We start from the raw sequence: 17,363 nt of genomic DNA, 5'->3' as shown, positions 1-17,363 counted from the left end.
GTTCGCCGACGGGTGTGCGTGGTGCGGCGCGGGCGTCGTTGGCCAATCCGCATATCGCCCAGCCGTGGGACAACAAGCCGAAGAAGGATCCCGACCGCCTCGACCTCAACCCGCTCGCGTGGCAGCTGGCGTGGCTGATGGGCATCCACCCGACCAAGAAGTAGTGGTCGACCGGGCCCTGGGTCCGGTGCCGCCGGCGATCGGCGGATTGGCCCCGATAGACGACCCGCGGATAGAGTTGCGCCTGTTATGAGTGAAGAGAGCAAGCCGGACGAGGCCCTCGACGACACCGTCGACGAGGTGACCGACGAGGCGACCGACACCGCCGACGAGGCCGCTGACGCGGCCGACGAGGCGACCGAGGCCGTCGACGAGCAGCCCGCCGCCGGGCGCTCCGCGTCGGGCGACACCGCGTCGAAGATCGCCTGGGCCACGGCCATCCTGATCGCCGTCATCGGCCTGATCGTCGGCGTCTGGGGTGCCTACACCGGGGTGCGCGCCTACACCGCCAAGTCGTCGGAGTCGGTGCGCGACGGTGTGCTCGAGTCCGCGCAGACGGCGATCCTGAACATCACCACGCTGGATCCGAAGGACCCGCAGAAGTTCAAGGCGAACATCGAGTCCTCGCTCACCGGCAAGGCCCTCGACGAGATGCGCGCCAGCGAGGGCTACAAGTCGCTGCTCAACCACCCGCAGGCCCGCGGCCGCACCCAGAGCCGCGTCATCCGCAGCGCGGTGACCGAGCTCAACGCCGACGCCAAGTCCGGCAAGGCGCTGGTCTTCGTGGAGACCGTCGCGAAGGTCCCCGGTCAGCCGGAGGTCCCGCAGGTCATGGTCTTCACCGTCACCGTCGACCACACCGACTCCGGCTACAAGGCCAGCTCGCTCGAGCCCCTCTCTGGAATCCAGCTGCAACGGGCCGCGAGTCCCGTTGGGGCCCAACAGGGTTCGGGTCAGGGTTCGGGTCAGCAGGACTCGGGCCAATCGGGTTCGCAGTCCCAGGACGGGGGTAACTGATGTCCGAGATGCCTCCCAAGAAGAAGCGTCCCCGCGTCGCCGGCCAACCCCGACCGGGTGCATCGCGCACCGGCTCGGCGGCCAAGCGCGCCGCGGCCCCCAAGGCCAAGCGCGCCCCCATCGAGCGGCTCGCCGGCGGTGACCCCAAGGCTGCCAAGTCGACTCCCGCCAAGTCGGCTCCGGCCAAGTCGACTCCGGCGAAGTCGTCGCCGGCCAAGGCGGCGGCCAAGCCGATCAAGCGCACCTCGACGTCGGGCGGTGCCGCGGGTGTCGCCAAGTCAGCGTCGGGTGTCGCCAAGTCGGCACCGCGCGCCGGTGCCGGTGCGCTTCCGCGCGGTGCCCTGCTGTTGGGCCTGGCCGGTCTGGTCGCGCTCGTCATCGGCCTGTTCGGCTTCTGGCACCCCGGTGGCGCCGGTCCGGACAAGAGCTTCCTCGACTCGAAGGCGACGTCGGAGGTCCTCGGTCAGATCGAGAGCGCCGCGTGCCTGAGCCCCAAGCCGGGGGAGACCTTCGAGCAGTGGAAGAAGACCAACTACTCGTGGATGACCGGCAAGGCCCTGGAGGACTGGAACAAGGGCATGGCCGTCAACCAGCAGATCTTCGAGCAGACCGCCGCGGCCGGCGTGCGCTCGGATTGCAAGGTCCGTGCCATCGGCGTGCGCGACCTGACCGGTTCCGGTGACGGCTCCACCGCGCACGTGTTGGTCAACTTCGTGACCAGCACCGCCGGGGCGTCGTCCAACGACGTGATCGTCAGCACCCAGATGGAGGTCGTCCGCCAGGGCGGTCGTTGGAAGGTCAGCAAGGTCGACGCCTACCCCTGATCGGGACTGATCGGGGTTTGATCTGCAGAAATACCACCCGATTTGCGCGTAGCGCTTGACGTGCGCCGCTGGAGAGGTCACTCTGTTTGCCAAGACCGCGCAATGCCCAGCCAGCGCGCGCGGAGCCTTTGCAGACGCGACTTGACAAAGCGCGTCTATTTTCTGATACAGTTGGACGTTGCGCTGGCTGCCTCCTGTCCACCTTTGAATCGCCCGACCTGCACGTTGTGCTGCTTCGAGTGTTTCGCCCTGTCAGGTCGCCAGACCAGCGACACAAGGCGCAAGCCCACCTCGTAGCAGCTAGTCAACTTTCGTGTTGGAAGGACGCATCTTGGCACCCACCCGCCAGTCCACCTCAACCACTTCGATCCCGGGCGCACCGCAACGCGCTTCGTTCGCAAAGATCTCCGAGCCGCTGGAAGTCCCCGGCCTGCTCGACGTCCAGTTGGACTCGTTCCAGTGGCTCATCGGTTCCGACAAGTGGCGCGAGGAGGCCCTGGCCCGTGGCGAGGAGAACCCCGCCGGCGGTCTGGAGTCGATCCTGGCCGAGCTGTCGCCGATCGAGGACTTCTCCGGCTCGATGTCCCTCTCGTTCTCGGACCCGCACTTCGAGGACGTCAAGGCGAGCATCGCCGAGTGCAAAGACAAGGACATGACCTACGCGGCGCCCTTGTTCGTCACCGCGGAGTTCATCAACAACAACACCGGTGAGATCAAGTCGCAGACCGTGTTCATGGGCGACTTCCCGATCATGACCGACAAGGGCAGCTTCGTCATCAACGGCACCGAGCGCGTCGTCGTGAGCCAGCTGGTCCGCAGCCCGGGCGTCTACTACGACGCCTCGATTGACAAGGCCACCGAGAAGACCCTGCACACCGTCAAGGTGATCCCGGGTCGCGGTGCCTGGCTCGAGTTCGACATCGACAAGCGGGACACCGTCGGCGTCCGCATCGACCGCAAGCGCCGCCAGCCGGTCACCGTGCTGCTCAAGGCCCTCGGCATGACCGCCGAGGAGATCCGCGAGCGCTTCGGCTTCTCCGAGATCATGATGTCGACCCTGGAGAAGGACCCGACGTCGAACTCGGACGAGGCCCTGCTCGAGGTGTACCGCAAGCTGCGCCCGGGCGAGCCGCCGACCAAGGAGTCCGCCGAGGCCCTCTTGGAGAACCTGTTCTTCAAGGAGAAGCGCTACGACCTCGCCCGCGTCGGCCGCTACAAGATCAACAAGAAGCTCGGCCTGACCGACAACCCGATGAACGGTCCGACGACCCTCACCAACGAGGACATCGTCGCCATCGTCGAGTACCTGGTCCGGCTGCACGACGCCGACCCGCACGTCACCCCGCTGGCGAAGGTCGCGGGCCCGGACGGGCTCGAGGTGCCGATCGAGGTCGACGACATCGACCACTTCGGCAACCGTCGCATCCGCACCGTCGGCGAGCTGATCCAGAACCAGATCCGCGTGGGCCTGTCCCGCATGGAGCGCGTCGTGCGCGAGCGCATGACGACCCAGGACGTCGAGGCGATCACCCCGCAGACCCTGATCAACATCCGTCCCGTCGTGGCGGCGATCAAGGAGTTCTTCGGGACCAGCCAGCTGTCGCAGTTCATGGACCAGAACAACCCGCTCGCGGGTCTGGGCCACAAGCGCCGCCTGAACGCCCTCGGCCCCGGTGGCCTGTCGCGTGAGCGCGCCGGCCTCGAGGTCCGCGACGTCCACCCGTCGCACTACGGCCGCATGTGCCCGATCGAGACCCCGGAAGGCCCGAACATCGGCCTGATCGGCAACCTCGCCGTCTTCGCGCGGGTCAACCCGTTCGGCTTCATCGAGACGCCGTACCGCAAGGTCGTCGACGGTCGCGTGACCGACGAGATCGAGTACATGACCGCCGACGAGGAGGACCGCTTCCTCATCGGCCAGGCGAACACCAACTACGACGACAAGGGCCGCATCACCGACGAGCGCGTCCTGGTCCGCGTCAAGGGCGCCGAGGTCGAGTACGTGGACGCCTCGCGCGTCGAGTACATCGACGTCAGCCCGCGCCAGATGGTGTCCGTCGCGACCGCGATGATCCCGTTCCTCGAGCACGACGACGCCAACCGCGCACTGATGGGCGCGAACATGCAGCGCCAGGCGGTGCCGCTGGTGAAGTCCGAGGCCCCGCTGGTCGGCACCGGCATGGAGCTGCGCGCCGCCGTCGATGGTGGCGACGTGATCGTCTCCGACCGCACCGGCGTGGTGGAAGAGGTTTCGGCCGACTACATCACCGTCATGGACGACGACGGCACCCGCGAGAGCTACCAGCTGCGCAAGTTCGAGCGCTCCAACCACGGCACGTGCGCCAACCAGCGCCCGATCGTCGAGGAGGGCCAGCGCGTCGAGGCCGGCCAGGTGCTGGCCGACGGTCCGTGCACCGAGAACGGTGAGATGGCGCTGGGCAAGAACCTGCTCGTCGCGATCATGCCGTGGGAGGGTCACAACTACGAGGACGCGATCATCCTGAGCCAGCGCCTCGTCGAGGAGGACACCCTCACCTCGATCCACATCGAGGAGCACGAGATCGACGCCCGCGACACCAAGCTCGGTGCCGAGGAGATCACCCGCGACATCCCGAACGTCTCCGACGAGGTCCTCGCCGATCTCGACGAGCGCGGCATCGTGCGCATCGGCGCCGAGGTCCGCGACGGCGACGTGCTGGTCGGCAAGGTCACCCCGAAGGGTGAGACCGAGCTGACCCCGGAGGAGCGCCTGCTGCGCGCCATCTTCGGCGAGAAGGCCCGCGAGGTGCGCGACACGTCGCTGAAGGTGCCGCACGGCGAGACCGGCAAGGTCATCGGCGTGCGCGTGTTCAGCCGCGACGACGACGATGATCTGCCCCCGGGCGTCAACGAGCTCGTCCGCGTGTACGTGGCGCAGAAGCGCAAGATCTCCGACGGCGACAAGCTCGCCGGCCGCCACGGCAACAAGGGCGTCATCGGCAAGATCCTCCCGCAGGAGGACATGCCGTTCCTGCCCGACGGCACCCCGGTGGACATCATCCTGAACACCCACGGTGTCCCGCGTCGTATGAACATCGGCCAGATCCTGGAGACCCACCTCGGTTGGGTCGCCAAGGCCGGCTGGAACATCAACGTCGCGGCGGGCGTGCCCGATTGGGCCGAGAAGCTGCCCGAGGAGATGTACGCCGGCGAGCCGAACACCCTCACCGCCACGCCCGTCTTCGACGGTGCGAAGGAAGAGGAGCTCACCGGACTGCTCTCGAGCACGCTGCCCAACCGCGACGGCGACGTCATGGTCAACGGCGACGGCAAGGCCACCCTGTTCGACGGTCGCTCCGGCGAGCCGTTCCCGTACCCGGTGGCGGTCGGCTACATGTACATCATCAAGCTGCACCACCTCGTCGACGACAAGATCCACGCGCGTTCGACCGGTCCGTACTCGATGATCACCCAGCAGCCGCTCGGCGGTAAGGCCCAGTTCGGCGGCCAGCGCTTCGGTGAGATGGAGTGCTGGGCGATGCAGGCCTACGGTGCGGCGTACACGCTGCAGGAGCTGCTGACCATCAAGTCCGACGACGTCGTCGGGCGCGTGAAGGTCTACGAGGCCATCGTCAAGGGCGAGAACATCCCCGAGCCGGGGATCCCCGAGTCGTTCAAGGTGCTGCTGAAGGAGCTTCAGTCGCTCTGCCTGAACGTCGAGGTGCTCTCCTCCGACGGCGCGGCCATCACGATGGCGGACAACGACGACGAGGACCTGGAGCGCGCTGCGGCCAACCTCGGCATCAACCTGTCCCGCAACGAGTCGGCCAGCATCGACGATCTCGCCAACTGACCAACGACTGACTACACAGAGACACTGAGAGGCGCATAGTGCTCGACGTCAACTACTTCGACGAACTGAAGATCGGCCTGGCAACGGCCGATGACATCCACAACTGGTCGTACGGCGAGGTCAAGAAGCCGGAGACGATCAACTACCGCACGCTCAAGCCCGAGAAGGACGGCCTGTTCTGCGAGAAGATCTTCGGACCGACTCGCGACTGGGAGTGCTACTGCGGCAAGTACAAGCGCGTCCGCTTCAAGGGCATCATCTGCGAGCGCTGCGGCGTCGAGGTCACTCGCGCCAAGGTGCGTCGTGAGCGGATGGGCCACATCGAGCTGGCCGCGCCGGTCACCCACATCTGGTACTTCAAGGGCGTCCCGTCGCGCTTGGGCTACCTGCTGGACCTGGCGCCGAAGGATCTCGAGAAGATCATCTACTTCGCCGCCTACGTGATCACCGCCGTCGACGAGGAGCTGCGCCACAACGAGCTCTCCACGCTGGAGGCCGAGATCGGCGTCGAGCGCAAGACGCTCGAGGACGATCGCGACCTGGCGCTGAACGAGCGTCAGGCCAAGCTCGAGGCCGACCTGGCCGAGCTGGAGGCCGAGGGCGCCAAGTCCGACGCCAAGCGCAAGGTCAAGGACGCCGCCGAGCGCGAGATGAAGCGCATGCGCGACGCCGCCGGGCGCCAGCTCGACGAGCTCGACGAGATCTGGGACCGCTTCACCAAGCTGAAGCCGGGCGAGCTGATCGTCGACGAGAAGATCTACCGCGAGCTGGAGGGCCGCTTCGGCGAGTACTTCACCGGTGCCATGGGTGCCGAGGCCATCAAGAAGCTGCTCGAGGACTTCGACATCGACGCCGAGGCCGAGTCGCTGCGCGAGATCATCCGCACCGGCAAGGGGCAGAAGAAGCTGCGCGCGCTCAAGCGACTGAAGGTCGTGGCCGCGTTCCAGCAGTCGGGCAACTCGCCGCTGGGCATGGTCCTGGACGCCGTTCCGGTGATCCCGCCGGAGCTGCGCCCGATGGTGCAGCTCGACGGTGGCCGCTTCGCCACGTCGGACCTCAACGACCTGTACCGCCGCGTCATCAACCGCAACAACCGCCTCAAGCGACTGATCGATCTGGGTGCGCCCGAGATCATCGTCAACAACGAGAAGCGGATGCTGCAGGAGTCGGTGGACGCCCTCTTCGACAACGGCCGTCGCGGCCGTCCGGTCACCGGACCGGGCAACCGCCCGCTGAAGTCGCTGAGCGATCTGCTCAAGGGCAAGCAGGGCCGCTTCCGTCAGAACCTGCTCGGCAAGCGCGTCGACTACTCGGGCCGTTCGGTCATCGTCGTCGGCCCGCAGCTGCAGCTGCACCAGTGCGGTCTGCCCAAGCTGATGGCGCTCGAGCTGTTCAAGCCGTTCGTGATGAAGCGTCTCGTCGACCTGAACCAGGCGCAGAACATCAAGTCCGCCAAGCGGATGGTCGAGCGCCAGCGCCCGGCCGTGTGGGACGTCCTCGAAGAGGTCATCGCCGAGCACCCGGTGCTGCTGAACCGCGCCCCGACGCTGCACCGCCTGGGCATCCAGGCCTTCGAGCCGCAGCTCGTCGAGGGCAAGGCCATCCAGCTGCACCCGCTGGTGTGTGAGGCCTTCAACGCCGACTTCGACGGTGACCAGATGGCCGTGCACCTCCCGCTGTCCGCGGAGGCGCAGGCCGAGGCCCGCATCCTGATGCTGTCCTCGAACAACATCCTGTCGCCGGCGTCGGGCCGTCCGCTGGCCATGCCGCGCCTGGACATGGTGACCGGCCTGTTCTACCTGACCACCATCAAGGACGGGTTGGACGGCGAGTACCACGAGGCGACCAAGAAGGACGTCGAGCGCGGTGTCTACTCGAGCCCGGCCGAGGCCATCATGGCCGTCGACCGCGGTGCGATCACCGTCCAGACGAAGATCAAGATCCGGCTGACCGACCAGCGTCCGACGCCGGAGATCGAGGCCGAGCAGTTCCCCGACGGATGGTCGTACGGCCAGCCGTGGGAGATCGTCTCCAGCCTGGGTCGGGTGCTGTTCAACGAGCTGCTGCCCGTCGAGTACCCGTTCGTCAACGAGCAGATGCCGAAGAAGCGCCAGGCCGTGATCATCAACGATCTGGCCGAGCGCTACCCGATGATCGTCGTCGCGCAGACTGTCGACAAGCTCAAGGACGTCGGCTTCTACTGGGCGACCCGCTCGGGCGTCACCGTCGCCATGTCCGACGTGCTCGTGCCGCCGAACAAGACCGAGATCCTCGACAAGTACGAGGACCGTGCGGACAAGCTGGAGCGCAAGTTCCAGCGCGGTGCGCTCACCCCGGACGAGCGTCGCGACTCGCTGGTCGAGATCTGGAAGCAGGCCACCGAGGAAGTCGGCCAGGCCATGGAGGAGCACTACCCCGAGGACAACCCGATCGTGATGATCCCGCGTTCGGGTGCCACCGGTAACCTCACGCAGGTCCGAAACCTCTCGGGCATGAAGGGTCTGGTGACCAACCCGAAGGGCGAGTTCATCCCGCGGCCGATCAAGTCCTCGTTCCGCGAGGGCCTGACCGTGGCGGAGTACTTCATCAACACGCACGGCGCCCGCAAGGGTCTGGCCGACACCGCGCTGCGCACGGCCGACTCGGGTTACCTGACCCGTCGTCTGGTCGACGTCAGCCAGGACGTCATCGTGCGCGAGACGGACTGTGGCACCGACCGTGGCATCAACGTCACGCTCGGCGAGAAGCAGGCCGACGGGTCGATCATCCGTGACGCGCACGTCGAGACGAGCGCCTACGCCCGCACGCTGGCCGCCGACGCGGTCGACGAGAAGGGCAAGGTCATTGTCGAGCGCGGCCACGACCTGGGCGACCCGGCCATCGAGGCCCTCCTCGCGGCCGGCATCGACACGGTGAAGGTCCGCTCGGTCCTGACCTGTGACACCGGCACCGGCGTGTGTGCGCAGTGCTATGGCCGCTCCATGGCGACGGGCAAGCTCGTCGACATCGGCGAGGCCGTCGGCATCATCGCCGCACAGTCGATCGGTGAGCCCGGCACGCAGCTGACCATGCGCACCTTCCACCAGGGTGGCGTCGGCGACGACATCACCGGTGGTCTGCCGCGCGTGCAGGAGCTGTTCGAGGCCCGCGTCCCCAAGGGCAAGGCCCCGATCGCCGAGGTCTCCGGCCGGATCCGGCTCGAGGACGACGATCGCTTCTACAAGCTGACGATCATCCCCGACGACGGCTCCGAAGAGGTGCCCGTGGAGAAGATCTCCAAGCGCCAGCGCCTGCGCGTGTTCAAGCACGACGATGGCTCCGAGCGCCTGCTCGCCGACGGTGACCACGTCGAACTCGGCCAGCAGCTCATGGAGGGCGCGGCGGACCCGCACGAGGTCCTGCGCGTCATGGGCCCGCGCCAGGTGCAGGTCCACCTCGTGAACGAGGTTCAGGAGGTGTACCGGAGCCAGGGTGTGTCGATCCACGACAAGCACATCGAGACGATCGTCCGCCAGATGCTGCGCCGCGTGCAGATCATCGAGTCGGGTGCGACGGAGTTCCTGCCCGGTTCGCTGGTCGAGCGCGTCGAGTTCGAGTCGGAGAACCGTCGGGTCGTCGGCGAGGGCGGCGAGCCCGCGTCGGGTCGCCCGGTGCTCATGGGTATCACCAAGGCATCGCTGGCCACCGACTCGTGGCTGTCGGCGGCGTCCTTCCAGGAGACCACCCGAGTGCTCACCGATGCGGCCATCAACAGCCGCAGCGACAAGCTCATCGGTCTCAAGGAGAACGTCATCATCGGTAAGCTCATCCCGGCCGGTACCGGTATCAACCGCTACCGCAACATCCAGGTGGAGCCGACCGAGGAGGCTCGGGCCGCGGCGTACGCGGTGCCGAACTACGACGACACCTACTACAGCCCGGACGGCACCTTCGGTGCCCCCGCCGGCGCTGCGGTTCCGCTCGACGACTACGGCTACGGCGACTACCAGCGCTGAGCCGCGCCGCCTGAGCGCAAACCCAACAGATCGGGACAAACCCCGCACCCAAATGGTGTGGGGTTTGTCCCGTCTTGCAGGGTTTGCGGCTAGAGGAGGCCGGTCCGCTCGAGCTGGATCCGGATCCGCCTGGTGATCCGATTTGGTGTGTACAGGTCCGACCAGGTCCACCGGACCACGATGATCCCGAGATCCTGCAGGCGGCTCTCCCGTTCCTTCTCACGGCGCAGCGCGTCGTCGACATCCTCGCCTGGCCGCAGGTACTTCAGGTATTTGCCGAGCCCGTCGAACTCTCCCACGACGACGATGTTTCCGGCCTCGTCGACCCAGTCATAGTCGGGCCGGGCGACGAATACGCCGTACTCGTCGAAGACTTCGGTTTGTATGCGCGGCATCGGCAGGCCGTCGAGGTACATCAGGGCGCGTCCCCACGATTCGCCTGGGTTGTCGGACAGGCCGTTGGCGATTTTGAGCGCCTCCCGAGCGGTGCCGACCCCGGTGCGCGGTTCGCGTCCGTAGCGCGCCATCGATCGCCGATTCGCACCGAGCCGAAGCGCCGAGTCGAATGCGGCCAGCGCACCGGCAAACCCGTGCGGGGACGTGCGCGCGACGTCGAACGCCGTGCGTTCCAGGGAGGTAACCCGGAGGCCGTCGACGATCACGACGTCGTGCTCGGCGAGGTTCCCAGGATGCACGTGCCGATGTGACCGCTGATAGCCGCGGTCCGTCGTCGAGGACGTCAGGTGCAGCTTCGACAGGTCCGGCCTCAGCATTGGCATCCGGTGTAGGGCCGCGGCGGACGAGTGGCTGACCACGGTGCCGGGTGCCGCATCCATACCCAGCACCGCGAGTCGATGCGCGGCGAGTGGCACACGGTCGGCGGGCGGAGCGAACACTCCGCGACAGATCCGCACGAGGGTGCCATTCTCGACTGCTCGGTTGAGTTCACGCGTGGTCAATCCGCGGGCCGCAGCATCCTGTGCGCGCAGATACCCGTCGTCGCCGAAGTCGATTGCCGCCATGCTGAGTTAGACGTCGACGGGGACCATTCGGTTCCGGCTACTCCAGCGCCGCCTCCGCAACCCCATGCAAACCCAACAGTTCGGGACAAACCCCACACCGATTGGGTGCTGGGTTTGTCCCGAACTGTTGGGTTTGCGCTGCGGGAGGCTGGTTAGTCGTTCTTCCAGGTGTACAGGGGAGCGCCGTCCTTCGCGCCGACCTGGACGCCGGTCAGCGCGACCGACGAGATGGTGCCGCTCTCGCTCATCGATCCCCAGACGACGCAGAATTCGCCCTCGGTCCGGTCGGTCTTCTCGTGGCACGGGCCGAAGTCGCGGTCGCCCGACATCTGGCCGTTCTTGGCACCGTCGGACATGGTCACCGTGAAGTGCGGGCTGACGTCGTAGATCGGCACGGCGTCCATGCCGTTCTCCTCGCGCGTCTGGACGGCCTTGGCGCGGATGTAGAAGAACTGCTTGATCTCGGCGTCGCGGCCCTGCACCTTGATCTCGCCGGGGCGCGCCTTGTCGATCTTGGTGACGGTGAAGGTGATCGGCGTCGAGTAGCCGTTGCGCGGCGCCGGGTAGTTGAAGGTCACCGCTTCGCCGACCTTGACGGTCGCACCGGCCGGGGTGAGGGCGACCGGCTTCGGCGCGGCGCTGGAGGTCGGTACCGCCGATGTCGACGGGGCGGCGGGCAGTGCGTTGTCCGGCGTCTTGTCCAGGATCTTGCGCAGCTCGACGATGGTGTCGCTCTTCTTCCAGCCGGCCGCCTCGCAGGAGCCGATCATGTCGTCGGCCTTGGTCTTGGCGTCCGACTGCAACGAGCGCAGCTTGGCCTCGTCCTTCGCCTTGAGCGCCGCGGTAAACGCGGTGGCGTCCGAGCTCACCTCGGCGGCCTGCGACTTCAGCTTCTGCTGCAGGTCGTTGCCGTCGTACATCGCGGAGTAGTCGGGCGCCGGCGGCGTCGACGAATCCGACGAGGTGGACGGGTACAGCCACGGCAGCATCGCGGTCGTGAACTTCGAGAGGCTCCCGACGGCGACGGTGCACGCCTGGTCGTCGGTGAACTTGCCGGCGGGCTGCTTGTCGCCGCAGGCCGCCACGGACAGGACGAGGGCGGCCGACGACGCGACCACCAAAGACTTAGTCAGGGTTTTCACACGGCGGATAGTAGCAATGCCGCGACGACCGTCCGTTCGAGCAGTCGACGACCGTCGGCCCACGTCGGCGATACGCTGAAGCCGTGGGCACGCGGCGCATCCTCCACGTCGACCTGGACCAGTTCCAGGTGTCCGTCGAGCGGCGGCGCAGCCCCGAGCTGGCCGGGGTGCCGGTCATCGTCGGCGGCAACGGCGATCCGACCGAGCCGCGCAAGGTCGTGACGTGCGCGTCGTACGAGGCCCGCGCGCAGGGGGTGCGCGCCGGGATGCCGCTGCGGGCCGCGCACCGCAAGATGCCCGACGCGGTGTTCCTGCCCCTGGACACCGAGGCGTACGACGATGCGTCCGCGGAGGTGATGGCCACGCTGCGGACCTTCGGCCCCGTCGAGGTGTGGGGGTGGGACGAGGCCTATCTGGGCGTCGACGACCTCGACGACGAGCAGGCACGGGCCCTTGCCGGCGAGGTGATCGCGACGATCCGGGAGCGGACCGGCCTGCCGTCGTCCATCGGCATCAGCGACAACAAGCAGCGCGCCAAGACGGCCACCAACTTCGCCAAACGACAGTCGCCCGACGACGGTCCGCGCGTCGTCGCGCTCGGCGCCGACAACTGGGGCGCGATGATGGGCCGGCGGCCGACGCGCGAGCTGTGGAGCGTCGGGCCGAAGACGGCGGCCAAGCTCACGACCCTCGGCGTCGAAACGGTCGACCAGCTCGTCGCCACGCCCAAGGACGACCTGATCGCGACCTTCGGCCCGCACCAGGGCAATTGGCTCTACGTGCTGTGCCGCGGCGGGGGAGACGCGACGATCACCGAGGAACCGTGGGCGGCCAAGTCGCATTCGCACTCGCGGACCTTCCCCGCCGACCTCACCGACCGCGGCGAGCTGCACGCGGCGCTCGACGAACTGACCGCCCACGTGCTGCGACAGGTCGTCGACGAGGGGCGCGAGGCCTTCCGCGTCGCGGTCACGGTGCGGACCGCGACCTTCTACACGCGCACCAAATCGCGCAAGCTCGCCCACCCCACGACCGTCCTCGCCGACATCGGGCCGGTGGTGCACGCGCTGCTCGACGACTTCGAGCTCGACCGGCCGATCCGCCTCATGGGCGTGCGGCTCGACCTGACCGACGCCTAACGCGGAACCCGCACCCCGACGAGATGCGCATCGGGGTCGACGGCGAGACCGATCTGCTCCCACGCCACCCCGACCGTCAGCACGGCGTACGCGGAGGTGGGGAAGTCGGGGACGTCGCCGTCGGGGGCCAGGGCCAGTGCCGTGGCCGGCATGCCCGGCACGTGTCCGACGACGAGCAGTGTGTGCGCCGATTCGGGCGCGTGCATGCGGATGGTCTCCAGGATCGTCGACGGCGAGGCGTCGTAGAGGTCGTCGAAGAACTGCGCCGGGGCGTCGACGCCGGTGCGCGCGAGCGTTTCGCGGGTGCGACGGGCGGTCGAGCAGAGCACGGCGTCGACGGTCAGCCCCTCCTCGCGCATCCACCGGCCGGCGAGCGCGGCCTGGCGGTCGCCGCGCGGGGCGAGCGGACGCTCGTGGTCGAGAATGCCCTCGGGGTAGCCCGACTTGCCGTGGCGGAGGAGGACGAGCGTGCGGCTCACGCGCTGCGCTGGTGCGCGAGCACAGTGCGGTCGAGCATCACCGTCAACACGGCGGCCGTGGCGCGCCAGGCGACCGCTTCCTGCCAGTGGAACTGTGCCTCGACGTCGTCGTCATCGTGGGCGTCGTCGAACTCGACCAGGTGCTCGTCGAACTTCACGCGGCACATCTCGATGTACTCCGGGATCTGCGTCTCGTCGGCGCAGACCACCTCGATCTGGCGACGGCTCAGCGTCACCAGGCGCTCCAACTCGTCGGAATATCCCATGGGTAGAACGCTAGCGCCGACCCCCGACAAACCCGCGTAGCCGCGCCGTGACCAGCGGCGAATCGAGTGGGGGAATCACGGTCTGCCCGGTGGCACCCGCGCGATACGGGTAGCGTCTCGCGCAAAGACGAAGGGGCACACATGCAGACCATCAAGCGGATCGGCGCGAGCGCAATGGCCGCGTCGACCATCGCCGCCGGCGCCGCCATCGCCACCGCCACGCCGGCGGAGGCGAAGATCGAACCCGGCCGCTACACCTACGTCGTGTGGGACGTGCACGGGCAGCGGGTGCTCAACCAGGAGATCAAGATCATCGGCAACCGCATCTTCATCAAGCGCGGTGTCTCGCACGTGCTGCACCCGACCCGCAACGGCGCCTGGTACGACAACGTCGGCGTGCGCACGACCTTCTGGCGCGCGGGCCCCGGGTACAACGGCACGCAGAAGCCGTTCTGGTATCCGGCCAACAAGGTGCGGCTGATCCCGGGCTGGGACCTCGAGCCCTACTGACCCGAGATCGGGTAGCCTCAGGCACAACGAGGGGACGGACAACATGCAACGCACGCGCACCATCGGGGCGGCCGTCGCAGCGGTGGGGATCGCCGCCGCCGCGCTGGCGACCACGACGACGCCGGCACAGGCCCGCATCGCACCGGGCCGCTACACCTTCACGTCGTTCTACGACAACGGCTCGATCATCACGCAGTACCCGGTGTACGTGCGCGGCAACCGCATCGCCCGGATGCGCGATTGGACCTGGTACGACATCACGCCGACCAAGCGCGGCGGCAGCTACGCCCCCGAGGACGGCACCCGGTTCAACTTCTGGCGCAAGGGCAACGGCTACGTGGGCGTCGCCTACGACCAGTGGATCCCGCGCCACCCGTCGGTCACCGCGCGCGCGTCCCTGACGCCGGCCGGCACCCCGGCACCCACGGCCCCGCCGCTGCGACTCGACAACTAGTACGGGCGGCTTGACCGGCGCACAGCGGGGTCGTCGGCGATAATCGGACCCGTGCACACCTGGCTTCCGGCGCTGTTGGCCGTCCTCGCAGCGTTTCTCATCGCGCTGGGCACCGTCATCCGCCAACGCGAATCGGCCGACTCGGGGGCGATCAACAACCGCTGGTGGATCGGCGCGGTCATCGCCCTGCTGGGGTTCGCCGCGCAGGCCACCGCGCTCGGTCTCGGCCCGATCCTGCTGGTCCAGCCGCTGATCGTGCTGGCGATCCTGTTCGCGCTGCCGATGGAGGCCTGGGCCGACGACCGTCACCCGCATCTCAACGAATGGCTGTGGGGTCTGGTGCTCGTCGCCTGCGTGGCGACGTTCCTGCTCATCGCGCAGCCGCAGCAGTCCGATCGGCGGCCGGACATGACCACGCTCGCCATCGCGACGGCGTCGGTGATCGGCGGGGTGGTCGTCCTGGTGGTGCTGGCGGAGCGGTCGCGCAGCAACCACTACCGCGCGCTGTTCTACGGCCTGGCCGCCGGCGTGCTGTTCGGCGTCTCAGCCCTGCTGGTGAAGGCCGTGATCATGCACGCGATGGTCGCCTGGCACGAGGTGTTCGCGCACCCGCAGCTCTACGTGCTGCTGATCGTCGCACCCAGCGCGATCATCGCCCAGCAGCGCGGCTTCGGCGCAGGAGACCTGCAGACGTCCTTCCCCGCGATGAACGTCATGGAGCCGGCGGTCGCGATGGCGCTGGGCCTGTTGGTGCTGGGCGAGGAGGTCAAGGTCAGCGTGCACACGGCCCTGTTCCTCGGGTTCGTGCTCGCGCTGATGATCCGCGCGGTGCTGGAGCTGGCGAAGCTGGCCGCTCAGCGCGCGGACGTCGTGCACGACCACCAGGTCGAGCGCGCCATCCTGCGGCAGGCGGCGGCCGCCGACGACTGAAAACGGCCCCCACACGAGGCATCGATGTGATTATCACGTCGATGCCCCGGCAGGGGCCGGATCTCAGCGGGAACGGGTCAGGCGTTGATGAGCGGGGCGATGCCCTCGGCCCATTCGGCGGCCTGGGTGGTCGGCTTGATGTCCGAGGAGAGGTCGTGGCGGCCGTGCTCGCCGACCTGGGTCGCGCCCAGCTTGGTCAGCATCTCGGCCATGATCTCGCCGCCGCGGTTGAAGGTGTCGCCGTACACCTTGTCGCCGAGGCCGAACACCGCGAAGCGCAGACCGGACAGGTCGGGCTTGTTGGCGTCGAGCTCGTCGGCGAACGGCAGTGCGCCGGTGGGCAGCTCGCCCTCGCCGTAGGTGGAGCAGACGACGATGACGAAGTCGCTGGGGTCGAGGTCGTCGACCGCGAAGTCAGTCATGTCGTAGATCGACGGATCGTGATCGGCGGCGAGCACATCGGCGATCGAATCGGAGACGAGCTCGCCGGTGCCGGTCTCTGTGCCGTACAAGATGACAGTGGACATGGGCTGAAATTCTACGGTGTGAGCAGGGGGAATCGGAAATCGCAGGTCCGAGACATTAGTCTCGGCTTGTGAGGACTATGGACCCTGAGGAACAGGTCATCGTCGATACGGCCAAGGCCTTCGCGCAGAAGCGGTTGGCGCCAAACGCGCTGGACTGGGACGCGACGAAGCACTTCCCGGTCGACGTGCTGCGGGAGGCCGCGGGCCTGGGCATGGGTGCCATCTATTGCGACGAAGAACACGGTGGGTCGGGTCTGCGGCGCCTCGACGGCGTGCGGATCTTCGAGCAGTTGGCCCTCGGCGACCCGGTCATCGCCGCCTACCTCTCGATCCACAACATGTGCACCTGGATGGTCGACACCTACGGCACCGAGGCCCAGCGCGCCCACTGGATGCCCAAGCTCGCCGGCATGGACACCGTCGCCAGCTACTGCCTCACCGAGCCGGGCGCCGGGTCCGACGCCGCATCGCTCACCACCCGCGCCACCAAGACCGACGGCGGCTACGTCCTGAACGGGGTGAAGCAGTTCATCTCCGGCGCCGGCGCCTCCGACCTCTACGTCGTGATGGCGCGCACCGGCGTCGACGGCCCGAAGGGCATCTCGACCTTCCTCGTCGAGAAGGGGACGCCGGGCCTGTCGTTCGGGCCGCCGGAGGCCAAGATGGGCTGGCACGCCCAGCCGACCGCGCAGGTGATCTTCGACGACGTCGAGGTCGGCGACGACGCGCTGTTGGGTGCGGTGGAGGGCAAGGGCTTCTCCATCGCGATGACCGGTCTCAACGGTGGTCGGATCAACATCGCCGCCTGCTCGCTGGGCGGGGCGCAGGCGGCCTTCGACCTGGCGTCGGCGTACGTCGGCCAGCGCGAGGCCTTCGGCAAGAAGCTGATCGACGAGCCGACCGTGCGCTTCACGCTCGCCGACATGGCGACCGGCCTGCACACCGCGCGGCTGATGCTCTGGGACGCCGCGCAGGCGCTCGACGCCGACGCCCCCGACAAGGTCGAGCTGTGCGCGATGGCCAAGCGCTACGTCACCGACACCTGCTTCACCGTCGCCGACCAGGCGCTGCAGCTGCACGGCGGCTACGGCTACCTCACCGAGTACAAGGTGGAGAAGATCCTGCGCGACCTTCGGGTGAATCGAATCCTCGAGGGCACCAACGAGATCATGCGCGTCGTGCAAGGCCGTGTCATCGCCGACCGCGTCAAGCAATAGAGTTGTCGT

14 protein-coding genes and 1 pseudogene are annotated in these 17,363 nt (G+C 67.8%); 10 read left to right on the top strand and 5 right to left on the bottom strand.

Annotated features, from left to right (window positions below; translation table 11 throughout):
- The 5 genes and pseudogenes from QM634_RS10200 to QM634_RS10180 all read left to right on the top strand — a co-directional run.
- Positions 1-164 (top strand): annotated as a pseudogene (locus tag QM634_RS10200) (mammalian cell entry protein); the annotation flags it as partial.
- Between the two features lie 85 nt (positions 165-249).
- Complete coding sequence (locus tag QM634_RS10195; RefSeq protein WP_415042669.1) at positions 250-1,017, top strand: hypothetical protein; 768 nt, start codon at positions 250-252, stop codon at positions 1,015-1,017.
- Entirely contained in the window at positions 1,017-1,841 is an 825-nt protein-coding gene (locus QM634_RS10190; RefSeq protein ID WP_415042668.1) for a hypothetical protein, read from the top strand. The genes QM634_RS10195 and QM634_RS10190 overlap by 1 nt, the downstream gene beginning before the upstream one ends.
- 331 nt (positions 1,842-2,172) lie before the next feature.
- Entirely contained in the window at positions 2,173-5,673 is a 3,501-nt protein-coding gene (locus QM634_RS10185; RefSeq protein WP_415042674.1) for a DNA-directed RNA polymerase subunit beta, read from the top strand.
- Positions 5,674-5,711: 38 nt separating this feature from the next.
- A complete protein-coding gene (locus tag QM634_RS10180) occupies positions 5,712-9,668 on the top strand; it encodes a DNA-directed RNA polymerase subunit beta' (protein WP_415042667.1) in 3,957 nt (1,318 codons plus the stop codon).
- Positions 9,669-9,757: 89 nt separating this feature from the next.
- On the opposite strand, the gene QM634_RS10175 is transcribed toward QM634_RS10180, so the two are convergent.
- Both QM634_RS10175 and QM634_RS10170 read right to left on the bottom strand, forming a co-directional pair.
- A complete protein-coding gene (locus QM634_RS10175; protein WP_415042666.1) occupies positions 9,758-10,690 on the bottom strand; it encodes a type IV toxin-antitoxin system AbiEi family antitoxin domain-containing protein in 933 nt (310 codons plus the stop codon).
- Between the two features lie 152 nt (positions 10,691-10,842).
- Positions 10,843-11,832, bottom strand: a complete 990-nt coding sequence (locus QM634_RS10170) for a hypothetical protein (protein ID WP_415042665.1) — start codon at positions 11,830-11,832, stop codon at positions 10,843-10,845.
- Between the two features lie 83 nt (positions 11,833-11,915).
- On the opposite strand from QM634_RS10170, the gene QM634_RS10165 reads away from it, so the two are divergent.
- Positions 11,916-12,971, top strand: coding sequence for a DNA polymerase IV (locus QM634_RS10165; protein WP_415042664.1), 1,056 nt, complete (start codon positions 11,916-11,918; stop codon positions 12,969-12,971).
- Here QM634_RS10165 and QM634_RS10160 read toward each other — a convergent pair.
- Positions 12,968-13,450, bottom strand: coding sequence for a SixA phosphatase family protein (locus tag QM634_RS10160; protein WP_415042663.1), 483 nt, complete (start codon positions 13,448-13,450; stop codon positions 12,968-12,970). The two genes, QM634_RS10165 and QM634_RS10160, sit on opposite strands and share 4 nt — an antisense overlap.
- Positions 13,447-13,716, bottom strand: a complete 270-nt coding sequence (locus QM634_RS10155) for a hypothetical protein (protein ID WP_415042662.1) — start codon at positions 13,714-13,716, stop codon at positions 13,447-13,449. Before QM634_RS10155 ends, QM634_RS10160 begins: the two co-directional genes overlap by 4 nt.
- Before the next feature lie 141 nt (positions 13,717-13,857).
- On the opposite strand from QM634_RS10155, the gene QM634_RS10150 reads away from it, so the two are divergent.
- From QM634_RS10150 to QM634_RS10140, 3 genes are read left to right on the top strand one after another with little or no spacing between them, the layout of a single operon-like run.
- On the top strand, positions 13,858-14,226 hold the full coding sequence (locus QM634_RS10150; protein ID WP_415042661.1) for a hypothetical protein: 369 nt from the start codon (positions 13,858-13,860) through the stop codon (positions 14,224-14,226).
- A 43-nt stretch (positions 14,227-14,269) separates the two neighbouring features.
- Positions 14,270-14,680, top strand: coding sequence for a hypothetical protein (locus QM634_RS10145; protein WP_415042660.1), 411 nt, complete (start codon positions 14,270-14,272; stop codon positions 14,678-14,680).
- Positions 14,681-14,731: 51 nt separating this feature from the next.
- On the top strand, positions 14,732-15,610 hold the full coding sequence (locus QM634_RS10140) for a DMT family transporter (RefSeq protein WP_415042659.1): 879 nt from the start codon (positions 14,732-14,734) through the stop codon (positions 15,608-15,610).
- A 77-nt stretch (positions 15,611-15,687) separates the two neighbouring features.
- On the opposite strand, the gene QM634_RS10135 is transcribed toward QM634_RS10140, so the two are convergent.
- Entirely contained in the window at positions 15,688-16,137 is a 450-nt protein-coding gene (locus QM634_RS10135) for a flavodoxin domain-containing protein (RefSeq protein WP_415042658.1), read from the bottom strand.
- A gap of 77 nt (positions 16,138-16,214) precedes the next feature.
- On the opposite strand from QM634_RS10135, the gene QM634_RS10130 reads away from it, so the two are divergent.
- Positions 16,215-17,354: an acyl-CoA dehydrogenase family protein gene (locus tag QM634_RS10130; protein WP_415042673.1), complete on the top strand. Its 1,140-nt coding sequence runs from the start codon at positions 16,215-16,217 to the stop codon at positions 17,352-17,354.
- Positions 17,355-17,363: the final 9 nt, after the last annotated feature.

Source organism: Gordonia sp. (in: high G+C Gram-positive bacteria) (assembly GCF_047606305.1).
Classification (GTDB): Bacteria; Actinomycetota; Actinomycetes; order Mycobacteriales; family Mycobacteriaceae; genus Gordonia.
The sequence above is the reverse complement of the archived record's forward strand: the minus strand, read 5'-3'. Positions and strand labels throughout refer to the sequence as shown.

Bases quoted from the DNA above. Each gene is read 5' to 3' on its own strand.
- QM634_RS10195 (WP_415042669.1), top strand. From the start codon at position 250: ATGAGTGAAGAGAGCAAGCCGGACGAGGCCCTCGACGACACCGTCGAC.
- QM634_RS10190 (WP_415042668.1), top strand. From the start codon at position 1,017: ATGTCCGAGATGCCTCCCAAGAAGAAGCGTCCCCGCGTCGCCGGCCAA.
- QM634_RS10175 (WP_415042666.1), bottom strand. From the start codon at position 10,690: ATGGCGGCAATCGACTTCGGCGACGACGGGTATCTGCGCGCACAGGAT.
- QM634_RS10155 (WP_415042662.1), bottom strand. From the start codon at position 13,716: ATGGGATATTCCGACGAGTTGGAGCGCCTGGTGACGCTGAGCCGTCGC.
- QM634_RS10150 (WP_415042661.1), top strand. From the start codon at position 13,858: ATGCAGACCATCAAGCGGATCGGCGCGAGCGCAATGGCCGCGTCGACC.
- QM634_RS10145 (WP_415042660.1), top strand. From the start codon at position 14,270: ATGCAACGCACGCGCACCATCGGGGCGGCCGTCGCAGCGGTGGGGATC.
- QM634_RS10135 (WP_415042658.1), bottom strand. From the start codon at position 16,137: ATGTCCACTGTCATCTTGTACGGCACAGAGACCGGCACCGGCGAGCTC.
- QM634_RS10130 (WP_415042673.1), top strand. From the start codon at position 16,215: ATGGACCCTGAGGAACAGGTCATCGTCGATACGGCCAAGGCCTTCGCG.